This is a genomic window from Pseudomonas sp. efr-133-TYG-103a, from assembly GCF_030209235.1.
Classification (GTDB): Bacteria; Pseudomonadota; Gammaproteobacteria; order Pseudomonadales; family Pseudomonadaceae; genus Aquipseudomonas.
This window is the reverse complement of record NZ_JARVSK010000044.1, coordinates 59269-76877: the sequence shown is the minus strand read 5'-3', so window position 1 is coordinate 76877 and position 17609 is coordinate 59269. Positions and strand designations below refer to the sequence as shown.

General features: G+C 60.7%; 12 protein-coding genes and 2 pseudogenes. 6 read left to right on the top strand and 8 right to left on the bottom strand.

Annotation, left to right across the window (positions count from 1 at the left end; all coding sequences use genetic code 11):
* Positions 1-318: 318 nt before the first annotated feature.
* Both motB and motA read right to left on the bottom strand, forming a co-directional pair.
* Positions 319-1356 carry a flagellar motor protein MotB gene (gene motB, locus QRN36_RS26685; protein WP_285426766.1) on the bottom strand — a complete coding sequence of 346 codons (1038 nt, stop codon included), beginning with the start codon at positions 1354-1356 and terminating at the stop codon, positions 319-321.
* Positions 1357-1359: 3 nt separating this feature from the next.
* On the bottom strand, positions 1360-2211 hold the full coding sequence (gene motA / locus QRN36_RS26680) for a flagellar motor stator protein MotA (protein WP_093465081.1): 852 nt from the start codon (positions 2209-2211) through the stop codon (positions 1360-1362).
* Between the two features lie 212 nt (positions 2212-2423).
* Between motA and QRN36_RS26675 the strand changes: the two genes are divergently transcribed.
* From QRN36_RS26675 to QRN36_RS26660, 4 genes are all read left to right on the top strand, one after another.
* Positions 2424-3959, top strand: a complete 1536-nt coding sequence (locus QRN36_RS26675) for an HDOD domain-containing protein (protein WP_285426765.1) — start codon at positions 2424-2426, stop codon at positions 3957-3959.
* 45 nt (positions 3960-4004) lie between these two features.
* Positions 4005-4820, top strand: coding sequence for a thiosulfate sulfurtransferase (gene rhdA, locus QRN36_RS26670; protein WP_285426764.1), 816 nt, complete (start codon positions 4005-4007; stop codon positions 4818-4820).
* Positions 4821-4873: 53 nt separating this feature from the next.
* Positions 4874-5743 carry an archaetidylserine decarboxylase gene (gene asd / locus QRN36_RS26665; RefSeq protein ID WP_177182162.1) on the top strand — a complete coding sequence of 290 codons (870 nt, stop codon included), beginning with the start codon at positions 4874-4876 and terminating at the stop codon, positions 5741-5743.
* Between the two features lie 280 nt (positions 5744-6023).
* Positions 6024-7811, top strand: coding sequence for a molecular chaperone (locus QRN36_RS26660; RefSeq protein WP_285426763.1), 1788 nt, complete (start codon positions 6024-6026; stop codon positions 7809-7811).
* A 78-nt stretch (positions 7812-7889) separates the two neighbouring features.
* Here QRN36_RS26660 and serB read toward each other — a convergent pair whose 3' ends face one another.
* A complete protein-coding gene (gene serB, locus QRN36_RS26655) occupies positions 7890-9107 on the bottom strand; it encodes a phosphoserine phosphatase SerB (protein WP_285426762.1) in 1218 nt (405 codons plus the stop codon).
* A gap of 130 nt (positions 9108-9237) precedes the next feature.
* Here serB and QRN36_RS27785 point away from each other — a divergent pair.
* Together QRN36_RS27785 and QRN36_RS27780 are read left to right on the top strand one after the other, a co-directional pair.
* Positions 9238-9966, top strand: a pseudogene (locus QRN36_RS27785) (histidine kinase); the annotation flags it as partial.
* 66 nt (positions 9967-10032) lie between these two features.
* A pseudogene (locus QRN36_RS27780) lies at positions 10033-10761 on the top strand (histidine kinase); the annotation flags it as partial.
* Positions 10762-11043: 282 nt separating this feature from the next.
* Here the strand turns inward: QRN36_RS27780 and QRN36_RS26645 are convergent.
* From QRN36_RS26645 to parE, 5 genes are all read right to left on the bottom strand, one after another.
* Entirely contained in the window at positions 11044-11751 is a 708-nt protein-coding gene (locus QRN36_RS26645) for a membrane integrity-associated transporter subunit PqiC (RefSeq protein WP_093465095.1), read from the bottom strand.
* Positions 11752-11931: 180 nt separating this feature from the next.
* Positions 11932-14190 (bottom strand): DNA topoisomerase IV subunit A, encoded by a 2259-nt coding sequence (parC, locus tag QRN36_RS26640; RefSeq protein ID WP_285426760.1) that lies wholly within the window; start codon positions 14188-14190, stop codon positions 11932-11934.
* Positions 14191-14200: 10 nt separating this feature from the next.
* Positions 14201-14683: a TIGR02281 family clan AA aspartic protease gene (locus QRN36_RS26635; RefSeq protein WP_285426759.1), complete on the bottom strand. Its 483-nt coding sequence runs from the start codon at positions 14681-14683 to the stop codon at positions 14201-14203.
* Between the two features lie 35 nt (positions 14684-14718).
* Complete coding sequence (locus QRN36_RS26630) at positions 14719-15696, bottom strand: esterase-like activity of phytase family protein (RefSeq protein WP_285426758.1); 978 nt, start codon at positions 15694-15696, stop codon at positions 14719-14721.
* Positions 15696-17600: a DNA topoisomerase IV subunit B gene (gene parE / locus QRN36_RS26625; protein ID WP_093465103.1), complete on the bottom strand. Its 1905-nt coding sequence runs from the start codon at positions 17598-17600 to the stop codon at positions 15696-15698. The genes QRN36_RS26630 and parE overlap by 1 nt, the downstream gene beginning before the upstream one ends.
* Between the last annotated feature and the right edge of the window lie 9 nt (positions 17601-17609).

The window sequence follows — 17609 nt, the reverse complement described above, 5'->3', positions numbered from 1 at the left end:
GCCAGCCGAGATCCGGTGGGAGTGAGCCAACTGTCTTTAAAGAGCTCTTCGATCAGCGGCGCGATACCCGACGCTTTCCCGGCTAAAGCCGGTCCTACGAAAAGCGTGCAGCGTCAGTAGGACCGGCTTCAGCCGGGAAGAGACCGGCCCTGCCGCCACATCTTCAGAGACTGTAGGAATGCCTTCGCGAGCAAGCTCTCTCCTACAGTGAGTGCAACAGCTTGGGATGTGGGGAAACCTGGTCTTTCAGCCAGCCGAGATCCGGTGGGAGTGAGCTTGCTCACGAAGAGGCCGGGCCAGGCGACCTCCGCGTCAGCGTCAGTTCTTGGTTTCGTCGATCTTCAACTGGCCTTGATCGAAGATGTTCAGCTTTTGACGGATTTCGTGCGGCTGGGCGTAGGCCTGTGGGTCTACGGCTGGCGCACTGATGGATGCGCCAGGTTTGCCGGCCGGAGCCGTCGGTGAGGCGGGAGCAGGTGCGGCGTCCGTTTTGGGCGCTTCGCCTGCGTTCTGATCGCCTTCAATACGACTCTGCGCCTTTTTGGTCAGGACCACGATGTCGATGCGACGGTTGATCGGGTTTTCCGGGTGGTCCTTGTCATACAGCGAGGACGAGGCGTAGCCGACGACGCGCGCCACTTGCGGATCAGGATACCCCCCGGCGACCAGCGCACGCCGTGCGGCGTTGGCGCGATTGGCCGACAGTTCCCAGTTGCCGAAGCCGTTGTTGCCGACATAAGGCGTCGCGTCGGTATGGCCACTGATGCTGACCTTGTTCGGCACCGCCTTGATGGTGTCTGCCATCGCCAGCAGGATGTCTTCGAAATACGGTTTCAGACGCGCACTGCCGATATCGAACATTGGCCGGTTTTCAGCATCCATGATCTGGATGCGCAGGCCGTCCTGCGTAATTTCAAAGAGGATCTGGTCCTTGAACTTCGCCAGTTGCGGGTTCTCGTTGACCTTGGTCTGCAGCTCTTGCAGCAGCATTTCCAGACGCTCCTGCTCGACCTGTTCGGCCGCAGAATCCTGCTTGTCGGCGTCGACAGGCACGCGATCCGGTGCGGGAGTCGACTTGACCTCAGGGTTGAGCGTCTGGTCAGGCGACATTTCCGGCGAGCCGCCCAAATCGATGACGTAAGGCGATCCGCTGTCGGAGAAGCCAACAGGGTCTTTGAAATAACCGGCAATGGCGATCAATTGCTCAGGCGTGGCCGAGGACATCAACCACAGCACCAGGAAGAACGCCATCATTGCCGTAGCGAAGTCGGCGAAGGCGATTTTCCAGGCGCCGCCGTGGTGCCCTCCGCCGAAGCGCTTGACGCGCTTGACGATAATCGGCTGATTATTTTCCATGGATCAACGACCGCGAACAGCTTGTTCCAGCTCGCTGAAGCTGGGGCGATGGGCGGGATACAGGACCTTGCGACCGAACTCTACGGCCAGTGACGGCGGCACACCCGAGGCGGATGCCACGAGCGAAGCCTTGATCGCTTCGAAAACGTTCATTTCTTCCTTGGCATCGTGCGCCAGGGAAGTGGCCAGCGGGCCGAAGAAGCCATACGCGGCGAGAATACCGAAGAAGGTACCGACCAGTGCCGCACCTACGTGCATACCGATCGCCGCCTTGTCGCCGGAACCCAGCGACGCCATGGTCACCACGATACCCAGTACCGCCGCGACGATACCGAAACCGGGCATACCGTCAGCGACGCCGGTCACGGCGTGGGAAGGATGTTCGAGCTCTTCTTTCATGCTCAGCAGTTCCATGTCGAACAGCCCTTCGAGCTCGTGCGGTGCCATGTTGCCGGACGACATGATGCGCAGGTAATCGCAGATGAATGCGATCATCTTGGTGTCTTTCAGAATGCTGGGATATTTGGCGAAGATCGGGCTGTTCTCCGGTTCTTCGATATCGCCCTCGATCGCCATCATGCCTTCGCGGCGGCTTTTGTTGAGGATCTCGTAGATCAGCCCCAGCACTTCCAGATAAAAAGCGTGGGTGAAGCGCGAACTGAACATCTTCAAGGATTTCTTGATGACGTGCATGGTCATGTAACCCGGGTTCGCCTGCAAAAATGCGCCGAACGCCGCACCACCGATGATCAATACCTCGAAAGGCTGGATCAGCGCAGCGATTTGACCGTGGGAGAGTACGTAGCCGCCGAGGACGCTCGCGAAAACGACGATGATGCCGATAATTTTTGCCATAGAGAAAGATTACTTACTTAAGTCGGGTTCAAGGTCATTGTGCGAGAAGCGTTCAAAACTCTTGTTCTACTTATCGGCATGAGTGCGCCAGACTATAGTCAAATCAAGCGAAAATCCTGACTGGCGTCTGATCCGGGCACCGCAACGCGAAGGCCATCATGATGCCATCATTCGACATTGATCAAAACCACCCAGCCGTATGGGCCTTGTGAATGCACTCTGAAAAAGCCTCGTCGCTCCCCGTCCCGCAAACGCTCGAAAGCTGGATAAAGCAACTCGATGGACTGGCCTTGCCGGTGCCAGCGCTGGCCCACAGCAAAGTGCAGGCAGCACTGACGGACAGCCGTCGTTCGCTGCGTGACATCGCCGACCTGATGCAGGACAGCCCGGCACTGGTGCTCAGCGTCTTGCGCGAGGCCAATCTCCACACCGGCGGCCTGACAGAGCCTGCGGAAAGCCTTGAGGTGGCGCTCAATCGCCTGGGACTTGCCCGCACCGAAACGCTGCTTGCGCGCTTGCCCAGTGCGCAACTGCAGGACATTCCAGTGGCGCTGCGCCAGCTGCAACTGATCAGCCAGCACGCCACGCAACAGGCTTACGGCTTGTTCGCCAACCAGCTTGCGCGTCTGTGGCAGGACATCCATCTGGGCAGCCTTTTGTTTCTTTCGCCTCTCTGGCCGATGGCGCTGGCGCACCCCAAGCTGCTGGAAGAATGGGAGCTGAGGGTCATTCATAAAGGCGAGTCGGCCAAAACGGTGGAAAAAGCCCTGTTCGGCGTGCGCCTGCTGCACCTGTGCCAGGCGCTGGCTACCCACTGGCATCTGCCGATCTGGGTGACGCAGGGCTATAACCTGCTGATCAGCGAGCAGCGCAATCTGGTCAAGGTGCTGCGAATCGCCCACGAGAACGACGATCCTCTCAAGCAGCAACAGCAACTGGACGCCGACCTGCCCTTGCGCCGCTGGCTCAATCAGCCGGCCAACACCATCCTGCTGGCGAACGGCCTCGCGCTGTCGGCGCAACAGGCCTGGGACACGCCTCACAACCTGCGCTGGCAGCTGTTGACCAGCCTTTATCTGCAACAGCCTTTGATGGATTTGCAGCAACAGGTTCACCAGAACGCGGCCGCCAGCGGTCGTCAACATGCTGCGCCAGGCGTCTGGCACCCGGCTGAAGCGCTGTTATGGCCCTGGGATGCTCGCAGGGTCCACAAAGGTCTGCTGCCCGCCTCGCCTCCCACTCCCGAAGCCTTGCAGGTGTGGCGCAAACACTGCGCGGACCTGCTCAAGGAGCCCAGCCTGTTCACCAACGCCATGCACCTGACGACCTGCGCCAGAGACGCGCTGGTCGCCTGCGGCATGCAACGGGTGGCGCTGTTGATGATCGATCGCAAGACCGACAGCCTGCGCGTGCATCAGATTGCCGGCCTGGATAAATCGGCCGCCGCCCTGCTCGTCTCCTACAAAGACAGCACTGTGTTGCAGCGTCTGATGGCGCAGGCCACTCAGCTGCGTCTGACGCCAGGCAACAACGCGCAGTTTTCGGCGCTGATGCCGCCACAATTGCGCAACCTGTTCAGCGGCGAGAACCTGCTTGTTCGCTCGCTCGCAAGCAATGGACGCGTTGTGATGCTGGTGGTCGCCGATCAAGGCGGCGGGCTGTTCTCGGAAATGTCAGTGCAAGCATTCGGGAAAACCGGGCAGTGTATCGAGAAGGCTCTGACCACCTTTAGCCATCGCAATGGTTGATGGCTGAGCTACAATTCGCCTCTTTTTCCGATCTGGAGACCTCACATGTCTGCCTTCTCAAGCTTGCCACTGGTGATCGAGCCCGCGGATCTGCAGGCACGCCTCGGCGCTTCAGAGCTGATTCTGGTCGACCTGACCAGCCCCGCCCGTTACGAGGCCGGCCACCTTCCCGGCGCCCGCTTCGTCGACCCCAAACATACGCAACTGGGGCTGCCGCCCGCACCGGGCCTGCTGCCGACTCAGGCGCAGCTCGAAGCGCTGTTCGGCGAACTCGGCCATAACCCCGATGCGGTCTATGTGGTCTATGACGACGAAGGTGGCGGTTGGGCCGGACGTTTCATCTGGCTGCTGGATGTCATCGGACACTCGAAATACCACTATCTCGACGGCGGACTGCTGTCTTGGCAGGCCGAAGGCTTGCCGCTGACCACGGAAGTACCTGCTCTTGCCGGCGGACCGGTTCCGCTGACGCTGCATGACGAACCCACCGCCACCCGCGAATACCTGCAAAGTCGCCTCGGCGCTGCGGATCTGGCCATCTGGGACGCACGCGGCCCGACCGAATACTCAGGCGAGAAAGTAGTCGCGGCCAAAGGCGGTCACATTCCGGGTGCCGTAAACTTCGAGTGGACGGCGGGCATGGATCAGGCGCGCAACCTGCGCATTCGCCGGGATATGCCGCAAATCCTCGAAAGCCTGGGCATCACGCCGGACAAAGAAGTCATCACCCATTGCCAGACCCACCATCGCTCCGGCTTTACCTATCTGGTGGCCAAAGCGCTGGGCTACCCACGCATCAAAGGCTATGCCGGATCGTGGGGAGAATGGGGCAATCATCCGGATACACCGGTCGAGAAATAACGGGGCGCCCACTGGGCGTCGCAGCATTTTTCCCTTTTTCAAACGCTTTAGGAATCTTGATGAAACAGCGTCTGTTCATTCTTTTTCAATATCTGCTTCCTCACCATCTGCTGTCGCGGCTCGCCGGCTGCGTGGCCGAATGCCGCGTGCGCTGGTTCAAGAACGCATTCACGCAATGGTTCGCACGCCGATACCAGGTCGACATGTCCCAGGCTCAAGTGGAGGACGTCACGGCGTACCAGCACTTCAATGACTTCTTCACGCGGGCGCTGAAACCGGGGGCTCGCCCTCTGGACCAGACGCCGGGCGCGATCCTCTGCCCCGCTGACGGCGCCGTCAGTCAATTGGGCCCGATCGAGCACGGGCGGATCTTTCAGGCCAAAGGCCACAGCTACAGCGTGCTGGAACTGCTGGGCGGCGATGCGCGCCTGGCGGCTCCGTTCATGGGCGGCGAGTTCGCCACCGTTTATCTGTCGCCCAAGGATTACCACCGGGTGCACATGCCGCTGGCCGGTACGCTGCGTGAGATGGTTTACGTGCCGGGCCGTCTGTTCTCGGTCAACCAGACCACTGCCGAAAACGTTCCGGAGCTGTTCGCCCGCAATGAACGTGCAGTCTGCCTGTTCGACACCGAGCGTGGCCCGATGGCCGTGGTGCTGGTGGGTGCGATGATTGTGGCCTCCATCGAAACGGTCTGGGCCGGGTTGGTCACGCCACCGAAACGCGAGCTCAAGACCTTCCGTTACGATGAGGCTGCACGTGCGCCGATTCATCTGGAGAAGGGCGCCGAAATGGGTCGCTTCAAACTGGGCTCCACCGCCATCGTGCTGTTCGGGCCGAATCAGGTGAAATGGGCCGAAACGCTGGCGGCAGGATCGCCCGTGCAGATGGGTCAGGCAATGGCATTGCCGACACAGGCGTGATTCTTGCGTAAAGAATCCTGAAACGCTTTTTTGGCGCTGCTCGGCCTTTCGTCGACAGCGCCAATGCGCTTCACCATTCAGATGGATCGGCCGCGCAACAATGTCACTTTGATATTAAAGCTGCGATGTCGAGCTGATGCTGCTAAAGTCGTTCATCGGTGTTGTAGGAAACTTCGTTTTCAATTGACGTAAACTTGCTCGTTTCGCTCGGCCAACGTGCCCTTCGCACCGTTGAAATCGCCGCCGACCGTGCCGGTAGTTGTTGGAGTTTGCCTGTCACATGAGTAATTTAAGTCTTCCTCTGTTGTTGCGCGCACCTGTGCCGACGCAGTCGAGCCTGTCGTTCTGTGACGCGACGCCAAAAGACCTAAAGCGCTGGATCGCCACGCTGCCCAAAGCGAACCTCGGCGAAATGGCCCGCCAGCTGTATCAGGGCCTGGGCGAGCTCAACCAGCTGCTCACCCCCAGCGACAACCGCATGCAATTGCTCGAGCTGCTGCGCCCGGAAGTGTCGTTCGTGTGCAAGCATCTGGAGCGGCATTTCCTCAACCAGTCCGTCGTACTGGAAGAGCGTCCTCGCAAGGTCGCCAACCTGTGTCAGGCCCTGCAGAACCATCTGGCGATCGGCTACAAACAGATCATCGCCCGTGTCGCGCCCAAGCTCAGCAGAGACCGCATTCCGCTCCTCACCACCGCATTGCAGCGGGCCTTGCACTGCCTGAACGGCCCACTGATCCGTGCCAACCAGCTTTATTGTCCGGTGCAGGACGGCTTGTGGCTTGAGTTGCACCAGATCTACCAGATCGCGCGCCAGCACCAGTTGCACAATATTCCGGTTGCCGACAATCAGGCTCATCACACGCGCACGCTGACTGTCGAACAGACCTACACGGTCGCCCTGTTGATGGGTTGCTCGCGCTGCAATCAGATGCGTCAGCACAACATCGGCAAGCTTGCCGACGCACTGGATGCGTGGAGCTCGATGGTCACGCTGCAGCAGCCGCTGGTCGAGGGCTCCAGCCTGTATGCCGTGTCGCCGAGCACTGACACTGCGCCGCGCTACACCTCGCTGTACGCCGAGGACCAGCGTGGCAACTTGCTTGGCATCGACCCACGCCCCTTGTCCGCCGCGCTGCAGCGCTACATCGAAACGCCCGTCGAGCAGCGATCACAGTCATATCTGCACGTGCCACCGGGCTTGTCTGCGGACGTTCTGCAACATCTGGCCGCTGCCTGGGGAGACGTTTCAGAACGGGCATTCCAGCGAACGCCGGGCCAGGGCACGCTGACCGTCTGCGTCGGCATGAGCGCTTTGCATTACTTCGTCGGCGGCCAGAAGTGCTTCAGCGATCTGCTGCAGGTAGCCGCGGTGAGCAAAACGGCCGAATACACGCTGCAACCGCTGGAGCCGACTCGGCACGACCCGTGGGCGCAAGCCGTGGATGTGCAACGCAGCGGCACGTCGAGCACCCTGCTGCCGTTTGAAGAAATCGAATATCAGCGTGAAGAAACAGAAGCCAGCGCTGCCGCCGACGCTCAGAAGAGCTTCCCGACGTACAGCCTGCACATCGTCAATCACAGCCCCGGCGGTTATTGCCTGGCCTGGCCCAAGGAAGTCCCCGACCAGCTTCAGGCCGGAGAGATGATCGGCATTCAGGACCATGGCCATGGCTGGAGCATCGCGGTAGTGCGCTGGGTTCGCCAGGTGCGCAGTGGTGGCACACAAATGGGTGTCGAATTGATCGCGCCGTTCGCGCAGGCCTGTGGCATGCAACTGCTGCGGGCCGAGCAGAGCAGTCAGTACCTGCGCGCGCTTTTGCTTCCGGAAGTGCGCGCCATCGATGTGCCGGCAACGGTGGTCGCCCCTCGCCTGCCGTTCGACGATGGCTGCAAGGTCATGATCAACACCAGCGGAGAGGAACGTCGGGCCAGCCTGAGCAATCGTCGGGCGACGACCGGGAGCTACAACCAGTTCGAGTATCAGATGCTCGAAGGGCCGAAGAAGAACATCGCACAGAACGAATCCGCGCCGGAACAGGAATTCGATTCGCTCTGGACGGTTCTGTAATAGCCCACCGCTCCCAACGCTCCCCTCAAACCGTGCGCGCGCATCCGCAGGTTTGAGGGATAGCCGATCAACAACGGTTTACGCGTTTCGCCCTTCCCGGTCGCGGAAGCCGAGCAGATAAAGCACACCATCGAGCCCAAGCGTCGAGATCGCCTGTTTGGCCGACTGCTTGACCAGCGGCTTGGCCCGGAATGCCACGCCCAGTCCGGCAATCGCCAGCATCGGCAGGTCATTGGCGCCGTCGCCGACGGCAATGGTCTGCTCCAGGCTCAACCCTTCCTTGCTCGCCAGTTCGCGCAGCAGATCCGCCTTGCGCTGAGCGTCGACGATAGGTTCGACGGCAACGCCGGTGCATTTGCCATCCACGACTTCAAGCTCGTTGGCGAAGATGTAATCGATCCCCAGCTTGGCCTGCAGCTGACGGGCAAAGTAGGTGAAGCCGCCCGACAGAATCGCGGTTTTGTAGCCCAGACGCTTGAGTTCGGCAAACAGTGTTTCGGCGCCCTCGGTCAGACGCAGCGATGCGCCAATTTCGTCCAGCACCTTGATGTCCAGCCCTTTGAGCAGCGCCAGGCGCTCTTTGAAGCTGGCGCGAAAATCCAGCTCGCCGCGCATGGCGCGCTCGGTGATTTCCGATACGCGCTCGCCAACGCCGTGAGCCTTGGCCAACTCGTCGATGACTTCGGCTTCGATCAGCGTCGAATCCATGTCGAACACGGCCAGACGACGATTGCGACGGAAAATGGAGTCCTGCTGGAAGGCGATGTCGACGTTCAGCTCCTGAGCCACATGCAGGAACTCTGCGCGCATCTGCTGAGCGTCGGCGGGCTCGCCACGCACGGAAAACTCGATGCAGCCCTTGCCCTTGTCACTTGGCATGTCCAGCGGCATCCGGCCGGAGAGGCGGTCGATACGATCAATGTTCAGTCCGTACCTTTCGGTGATCGAACTGACCGTCTGCAATTGCTCGGCCGTGACCTTGCGGGTCAAGAGCGTGACGATGTGCCGGTCCTTGCCCTGGTCGTCGACCCAATGCTGGTAGTCGTCTTCGCTGACATGCGTGAACAGGACCTGCTGGCCCAGTTCGTCGGCCTTCACCTGAACCTGATCGAGTACCGTCGCGCCGCTTTCGGTGTCCGGAATCTCGACAAGAATGCCGAACGACAGCGTGTCATGGATCACTGCCTGACCAATATCCAGAACATCGACGCCACCTTGGGCCAGCACGCCGGTGATGGCCGCAGTGAGACCCGGACGGTCTTCACCGGTGATGTTTATCAGGACAATTTCGCGCAAGGCGCACCCCCGCAGTGGAAAAAAACCGCATTCTACTCACTTTCAGTGACCACCGGGCACAGCGAGCGCTTTGCCGCTACTGGGTCGCTCGCTATACTGCGCGGCAACTTCTCCAAGAGAGCCGTGCTCAGTGAACCGGCCCACGCCAGTAAAAACCGATAATTTCTTCTTGCTGATCTTCCGGGCATTGCGTCATCGACGTGTACCGATTGCTTTGCGCATCGCCAGCCACAACGTGATTCTCGTCGCGCTGGCGCTGGTGATCTACGCCTGCGTGATGGGATTGCAGTTCAAGCAAGCCATGCACGAACAGGCGGACGCATTGGGGCAGGCCCTGACCACGCAAACAGCGACCTCCGCGACAGAGCTGCTGGTGTCCAACGACATCCTCAGCCTCAACGTGCTGCTGGGCAATCTGGTCAAAAACCCGCTGGTCGCTCACGCCGCTATTTATAGCGTGGATAACCGCATTCTTGCCGAAGCCGGCCAGCGCCCGAAAAACGGCCTGCTGGGCGAAGCCGAAGGGCTCTACGAGATCAAGGTCACGTTCCAGGATGTCGTCGCGGGCACCCTGCGCATCAGTCTGGATATGACCCAATTCCAGCAGCCGCTGACCATCAGCCTGCAAAGCATGGGCATTCTCGCCGGTATTCTGCTGGCGCTGGCATTGGCGCTCAGCCTGCGCCTGGGGCGTCACATTTCCACGCCCATGCTGCAATTGCGCATGTGGTTGCGCTACATCGACCCCTACACGCCGGCAACGGATCGTCAGGATGAGATCGGCGATCTGGCCCGTCAGCTCAAGGCATCTTACGCACCGCCTGAGCCGGAACCGGAGCCGGTTCCTGAGCCCGAGCACGCCGACGATGACAGCTCGCCCGAGTTCGACACCAGCGATCTGGGTGATCACGATTTCGATGATGCGCCCAAGCCGCGCGCTACGGCGATCCCGGCAAGGCGTATCGTTGCCGAGGAAGACGAAGAGGACGAAGACGACCCGTTTGCCGATCTGCGCGACGACTCCGCGGTGGCCCAGAAGCCTGCGCCGCGGCCGATGCTCCCGGTCGTTCCTTCACAGCCGCAATACAGCGCAGTGCTTGCCGTGCAGCTGGGCTCTCAGGAACAACTGCGTCGTCTGCCACGGGCCCGCTTGACCGAGCTGCTCGAGCGTTATCGCGACTGTATCGATCAGGCTGCTTCGCTGTACGACAGCGAGCTTCACACACTGAACGACGGCAGCTCGCTGATGGTGTTCAGCACCCAGGACAGCGGCGATGATTACCTGACCAATGCAATCTGCTGTGGTGAGCTTCTTCGTGCATTGAGCCACGCCTTGCAGATTGAAGTCGCAGACAGCGGCATCACCTTGCAATTGCAGCTGGGTCTGACGCTGGGTGAAGGCCTGCACGGCATGAACCAGATCGACCTGCTGTTGACCGAAACCGCTCAGGACGCACTGGCGCTGTCGCAACACAGCCGCAACCTGCTGCTGGTGGAACGCAAGATCAGCGAAGACCACACCATTCGTCAGCGTGCACGCATTCGCCCCATCGCCAGCCCGGAAGGTGCCAGCTGCGTCGAACGCCTGATGGAGCCCTATCCATCGATGCTCGAACGCCAACTCGCGCGCATGCACGAAGCGCGCAAGGTATGACCCTCAGTTGAAACACTGCGGGACCTGATGATGGTCCCGCTGTCAGCTTCTGATTCTGGCCGGAGGCCGTAGGAGCTTGGCTTGCCAGCGATCTGGCGCGCAGCGGCAGCGAAACCTGACACCTTGGCTGCACCCGATACACCGCATGCTCAGGATTGACTGCTGCTTTGCAGCAGATGGTCAGCAAGCTGGACTCCTACGCCCTACCGGTCGAATCAAGAGCACTGGAACATCATCCACAAAAAAGCCCGCATCACTGCGGGCTTTTTGTTTGCGCCTGGATCAGAAGCGGAACACTTCAAGATCGGTGCGAATCGGGGAAGCCATTGGAATCTTTGGCTTGTCCTGATCGGTTCGGGTCTTGGCCGGTTGGGCAGCCTTTCTCGGTTCGTCTGCAACCAGCGGCTGGCTGGCAATCGGCTTCACCGCCACGCTCAACTGATCGGCCAGACGCTGCAGCAACACGCCTTGCGCTTTGACCTGAGCAGCGGAAGTGCCAGCATGCGGCTCTTCGAGGTGAACCAGTTTGCTGTCGCGAACGGTGCCCCGGCGATCCAGCAGACGCCATTGCGCATCGAGCACAGCCGGCTGGTTCTCGCCCGAGTCCAGACGGGTGATCGACAGCACGACTTGCACGTCCGGCGTGAAGTTGGCAGCAGCCGGTGCCATCACCACGCGCTGGCTATCAAGCTTCCAGGCCAGCTGGCGAAGCAACAGTTGATCGATATCGGCCGACAGACTGCCCGCCCACCGACCGTCCGTCGAAGCCGTCAGACTGCCGTCTGGCTGGCGCTGCAGTAATGTTTCCCGTTGCAGATAATCAGCAACGGCAACCGGACCCAGCAAAACTGCGACTCCGGCACTTTGTTTCGGTTGCCCAGGTTCGCCGCTGTCCAGCTGATAGAGCGAAGTGGGTTGATGAACGCTGCACCCGGCCAAACCTAAAACGCCAGTCAACAGCAGAACAACAGGAACGCGTAGAAAATTCATCATTCCGTCCAAGTGGGCGCCCAAGGCGCGCCACGATGTCAAATACTCAAGAAACCATGAAGGCACTCAGCCACGCCTGCACCTCAAGACGTCATATCATCCGTGAATATGCGCGATGACTCCAGCGATTCTGCGTCGATCTTCGTGACGAAACGAAGATCGGACGCTCAAATCAGCTTCTTAAGCACCAGTTTCCACCAACAGGGCATCCACGCGCTGAAATCCGCGTGGTAGCTTATTGCCACGTCTTCCGCGCTCGCCTTTGTAGTGTTCCAGATCGTCAGCCTTGAGAGAAAGCGTACGTTTGCCAGCCTGCAACACCAGAGTGGCGCCTTCCGGAATCACCGCCAGGTCGGTCACGAACTCTTCTCGGCTGGCAACGCGCTCGCCAGGAATGCCGATGATCTTGTTGCCTTTACCCTTGCCCAGCTGCGGCAGATCGGCAATTTTGAACACCAGCAGGCGACCCTCGGTCGTGACCGCCGCCAGCCAGTTCTGCTCCCGATCTGGCACGGGACGCGGCAAGATGACCTTGGCACCCGTCGGCAGGCTCAACAGCGCCTTGCCCGCCTTGTTCTTCGCCTGCAGGTCCTCGCCCTTCACGACGAAACCGTAACCGGCGTCGGAGGCGATCACGTACAGCGCGTCATCATCGGGCAGCAGCACGCATTCGAACGTCGCTGCAGGTGGCGGCGTCAGGCGACCGGTGAGTGGATCGCCCTGGCCTCGAGCAGAAGGCAACGTATGCGCTGCCAGCGAATAGCTGCGCCCGGTCGAGTCGATGAACACAGCGAACTGATTCGAACGCCCCGCCGCTGCTGCCTTGAATCCGTCGCCAGCCTTGTAGGAGAGCCCTGTTGCATCGATGTCATGACCTTTGGCGCAACGCACCCAGCCTTTTTCTGACAGCACGACCGTCACCGGCTCAGTCGGCATGAGCTCGTTTTCTGACAACGCCTTGGCTTCGGCGCGCTCCACGATTGGCGAGCGGCGATCATCGCCATAGGTTTCGGCGTCCGCGATCAGTTCGGAACGCACCAGCTTGCGCAGCTTGGTCTCGCTGCCCAGCAGAGCCAGCAGCTTGGCCTGTTCCTTGAGCAGTTCGTCCTGCTCGCCGCGCAGCTTCATCTCTTCCAGACGCGCCAACTGACGCAGTCGGGTGTCGAGGATGTAGTCGGCCTGGATCTCCGAGAGGTCGAAGCGGGCAATCAGCTCGGCCTTCGGATGCTCAGCGGTGCGGATGATGTGGATCACCTCATCCAGATTCAGGTAAGCGGTCAGCAAACCTTCCAACAGGTGCAGGCGCTTCTGCACTTTGTCCAGACGGAATTGCAAGCGACGACGCACCGTGTTGATGCGGAATGTCAGCCACTCAGACAGCAGCGCCTTGAGGTTCTTGAGCTGCGGCTTGCCGTCCAGGCCGATGATGTTGATGTTCACCCGGTAGCTGGACTCAAGCTCCGTAGTGGCGAACAGGTGTTGCATCAGCTCTTCAGGATCGACGCGGTTAGAGCGCGGAATGATCACGATGCGGCATGGGTGCTCATGATCGGACTCATCACGCAGGTCCGCGACCATCGGCAGCTTCTTGGCCTGCATCTGCGCGGCGATCTGCTCCAGCACCTTAGCGCCGGAAACCTGATGCGGCAGCGCGGTGACCACGATGTCGCCATCCTCGACACGGTAAACGGCACGCATGCGTACCGAGCCGCGACCACTTTCGTAGATCTTCAGCAGGTCGGCGCGCGGCGTGATGATTTCGGCTTCGGTCGGGTAGTCCGGCCCCTGCACGTGCTCACACAGCTGCTCGATGGTGGCTTTGGGCTCATCGAGCAAACGCACGCAGGCAGACGCGACTTCACGCAGGTTGTGCGGCGGGACGTCGGTCGCCATGCCCACGGCGATACCGGTGGTGCCATTGAGCAGGATATTCGGCAAACGTGCCGGCAATACTGCCGGTTCGTCCAGCGTACCGTCGAAGTTGGGGACCCAGTCAGCGGTGCCTTGACCCAGTTCGGTCAGCAGCACTTCCGAATAGCGCGACAGGCGCGCCTCGGTGTAGCGCATGGCCGCGAACGACTTGGGATCATCCGGCGCCCCCCAGTTCCCTTGACCATCGACCAGCGTATAGCGATAGCTGAACGACTGAGCCATCAGCACCATGGCCTCATAGCACGCGGAGTCACCGTGCGGGTGGAACTTGCCGAGTACGTCACCGACGGTGCGCGCCGATTTCTTGTGCTTGGCGTCGGCGTCCAGGCCCAGTTCGCTCATGGCGTAGACAATCCGCCGCTGCACGGGCTTCAAGCCGTCACCGATGTGCGGCAAGGCGCGGTCCATGATCACGTACATGGAATAGTTGAGGTAGGCCTGTTCGGTGAAGTCAGCCAGTGATCGGCGTTCTACGCCATCCAGGCTGAGGTCAAGGGAGTCGCTCATGCGGGCCTCATCATTTTGTCGTCTGACGCAGCAGCAATGTGCCGCCGCGCTGTGTGAATTCGAGTTGTTTCATGGCGCTCATGCCAAGCAGCACCTGCTCACCGTCCAGGCCGGGCACCACCAGGGCGCGCACATTGCTCAAGACGATGTCGCCAATTTGCAGCCGTTGCAGCGTGGTCCGGAACGCCTCGGTGCGGCCATTGGCCGTACTCACCTGAACCCGCTCGCCACGCTCAAGGCGCAACGTGTTCGCCACTTCTTCGGGAATGGCGACATTGGTCGCTCCCGTGTCGAGCATGAACTGGACCGGGTGCGAGTCGATCTGCCCGCTCATGACGAAGTGCCCCTGACGGTTGCTCGTCAATTGCACTTCGACATAGCCATCACCCTGCCGTGAAGTAACGCTGGTGTTCGGGCTTTCCTGTCGCTGCTCCCAATCGCCGAAAAAACGCGTGGCCAGAAACAGCCCCGCAGCCCAGACGATGATCAGCATGAGACGCCCGGCGCGTCTGCCGGGTGGCGCCTGTGTCAAGGCTTGCCGCCCCAGCCACCGGCTGGCGCAGCGAAGCGCCAGACGATCGGACGCTTTTCTCCGTCGGCGCGAGCGCCAAAGTTATTGTCGACCCCGACCCACGCACCGCTGTCATCGATGACCAGCGCTTCGGTCAGGCCGTATTTCTGGTCATACAGGCGGTTGGGTTGCAGCGCTTCCTTTGCGAATGACCAACACGCTTCGAGCTGCCCGGTCTCCAGAGAGCGTCGGCAGATGCGGTAGGCTGCGCGCTCAAGCGCGAACAACTTGCCCTTGTACAACGAAATATCCGCAAAATCTTTGCCAACGGCCTTCCCGCCCACTTGCGGCGGCAGAATGTCATTGCCTGACTCGACCCGCAGAATACAGCTCGCATCACAGGCCCAGCCGTCTTTACCAAGGCGCGCCGTCAACAGACCTCGCTTGTCACGCTCGGCGGCCAGCCATAACTGATCGCCTGCCGGATTGATCGCGATGCCTTCGAAAATCGCATTGAAGTGCTGCAGCATCCCTGCTGACTGCGCTTCCTTGACCAGCTTGCCCGGCAATTCCAGCCAGACCGGCGCCCCGCTGACAGGCACCTTGAGCACCGTGGCGTAAGCCTCGCTGACCAGATAACGGTTGCCGGCGGCATCGCAGCTCACGCCCTCGAAATCCAGATCGCCGCCACGAAGAATCGCTGAAGCCTTGGCCATCGCACGCAAGGTCGCTGACAGCCCGCTGTCTGGAATCGGCGGGATCTCGATCACCTGGCCACGGGCTTTCCAGACCGTCGCCGAGGTGTCGAGGCTATACAGCAAGGTGTCATCGCGGTCAGAAACCGTCCACAACACGCCATTGCACGACGCCAGCCCCGACAGGTTGCCGCCGATCATGTCGTCGACCGGGTGCTCGGACAACAATTTCAGTTCGGGCAACGGTGCGGCGAAGACTGGGGCAGCGAGCAACAACAGGGCTGCAAACCAGGCTCGCATCAGACCAGCACCTCAGCAAGGTTGCCCTTGGATTCGAGCCAGGTCTTGCGGTCGCCTGCACGTTTCTTCGCCAACAGCATGTCCATGATTTCCGAAGTGGCCTCGAAATCATCCAGCGTCAGCTGGACAAGACGACGGGTGTTCGGGTCCATGGTGGTTTCACGCAGCTGCGGCGGGTTCATCTCGCCCAGACCTTTGAATCGCGTGACCTGAGGCTTGCCGCGCTTCTTCTCGGCCACCAGACGATCGAGGATGCCATCGCGCTCAGCTTCATCCAGTGCGTAATAAATGTCCTTGCCCAGGTCGATGCGGTAAAGCGGCGGCATTGCGACGTACACGTGGCCGGCGTCGACCAGCGGACGGAAATGCTGCACGAACAGGGCGCACAGCAAGGTGGCGATGTGCAGGCCGTCGGAGTCGGCATCGGCGAGGATGCAGATCTTGCCGTATCGCAACTGGCTCATGTCGGCCGCGCCTGGATCAACCCCGATGGCGACCGCGATGTTGTGGACTTCCTGGCTGGCGAGCACTTCACCGCCATCGACTTCCCAGGTGTTCAGAATTTTCCCGCGAAGCGGCAGGATGGCCTGAAACTCCTTGTCGCGCGCCTGCTTGGCCGAACCGCCGGCAGAATCACCCTCGACCAGAAACAGTTCGGCGCGCATCGGATCCTGGCCGGCGCAATCGGCCAGTTTGCCCGGCAGCGCCGGACCTTGAGTGATGCGTTTTCGCTCGACTTTCTTGCTTGCCTTGAGTCGGCGTCCGGCGTTGTTGATCGCCAGCTCCGCCAACTGCATGCCCATTTCAGGGTGAGCGTTGAGCCACAGGCTGAATGCGTCCTTGACCACGCCGGAGACGAACGCCGCCGCCTCACGAGACGACAGACGCTCTTTGGTCTGACCGGAGAACTGGGGCTCTTGCATCTTCATCGACAGAACGAACGCGATCCGCTCCCAGACGTCTTCCGGCGCCAGCTTCACGCCACGCGGCAGCAGATTGCGGAACTCACAGAATTCGCGCATGGCATCGAGCAAGCCCTGGCGCAGACCATTGACGTGAGTACCGCCCTGCGCGGTCGGGATCAGGTTGACGTAGCTCTCCTGAACGCTGTCGCCACCCTCAGGCAGCCAGAGCAACGCCCAGTCGACGGCTTCCTTGTTACCCGCGAACGAACCACAGAAGGGCTCGTCGGGCAGGCGCAGGAACTCGTTCACCGAATCCTGAAGATACGAGCGCAGCCCGTCTTCGTAATGCCACTCGACTTTCTCGCCTGTGCCCTTGTCCTCGAAGCTGACCAAGAGGCCCGGGCACAGGACAGCCTTGGCCTTGAGCACGTGCTTGAGGCGGCTGACGGAGAACTTGGGGCTGTCGAAATATTTAGGGTCCGGCGCAAAAAACACGCTGGTGCCTGTATTGCGCTTGCCCACTGTGCCGACGACGGCCAACTCGCTGGCCTTGAAGCCATCGGCGAAGGTCATTTCATATTCGTTGCCGTCGCGCTTGACCCGCACCCGCACTTGGGTGGAGAGCGCGTTGACCACCGAAATACCCACCCCGTGCAAACCGCCGGAGAACTGGTAGTTCTTGTTGGAGAACTTACCGCCCGCGTGCAGCTTGGTGAGGATCAATTCGACACCGGAAACGCCTTCTTCCGGGTGGATGTCCACTGGCATGCCGCGACCGTCATCGGCCACTTCAAGGGAGTTATCGGCGTGGAGGATGACCTGCACCGATCTGGCGTGCCCCGCCAGCGCTTCGTCGACGCTGTTGTCGATGACTTCCTGCGCCAGGTGGTTCGGCCGCGTGGTGTCGGTGTACATGCCCGGCCGTTTGCGGACCGGGTCGAGGCCCGAGAGGACTTCGATGGCGTCTGCGTTATAAGAGCTAGCGCTGGGATTGGCCATGGGGTCTCG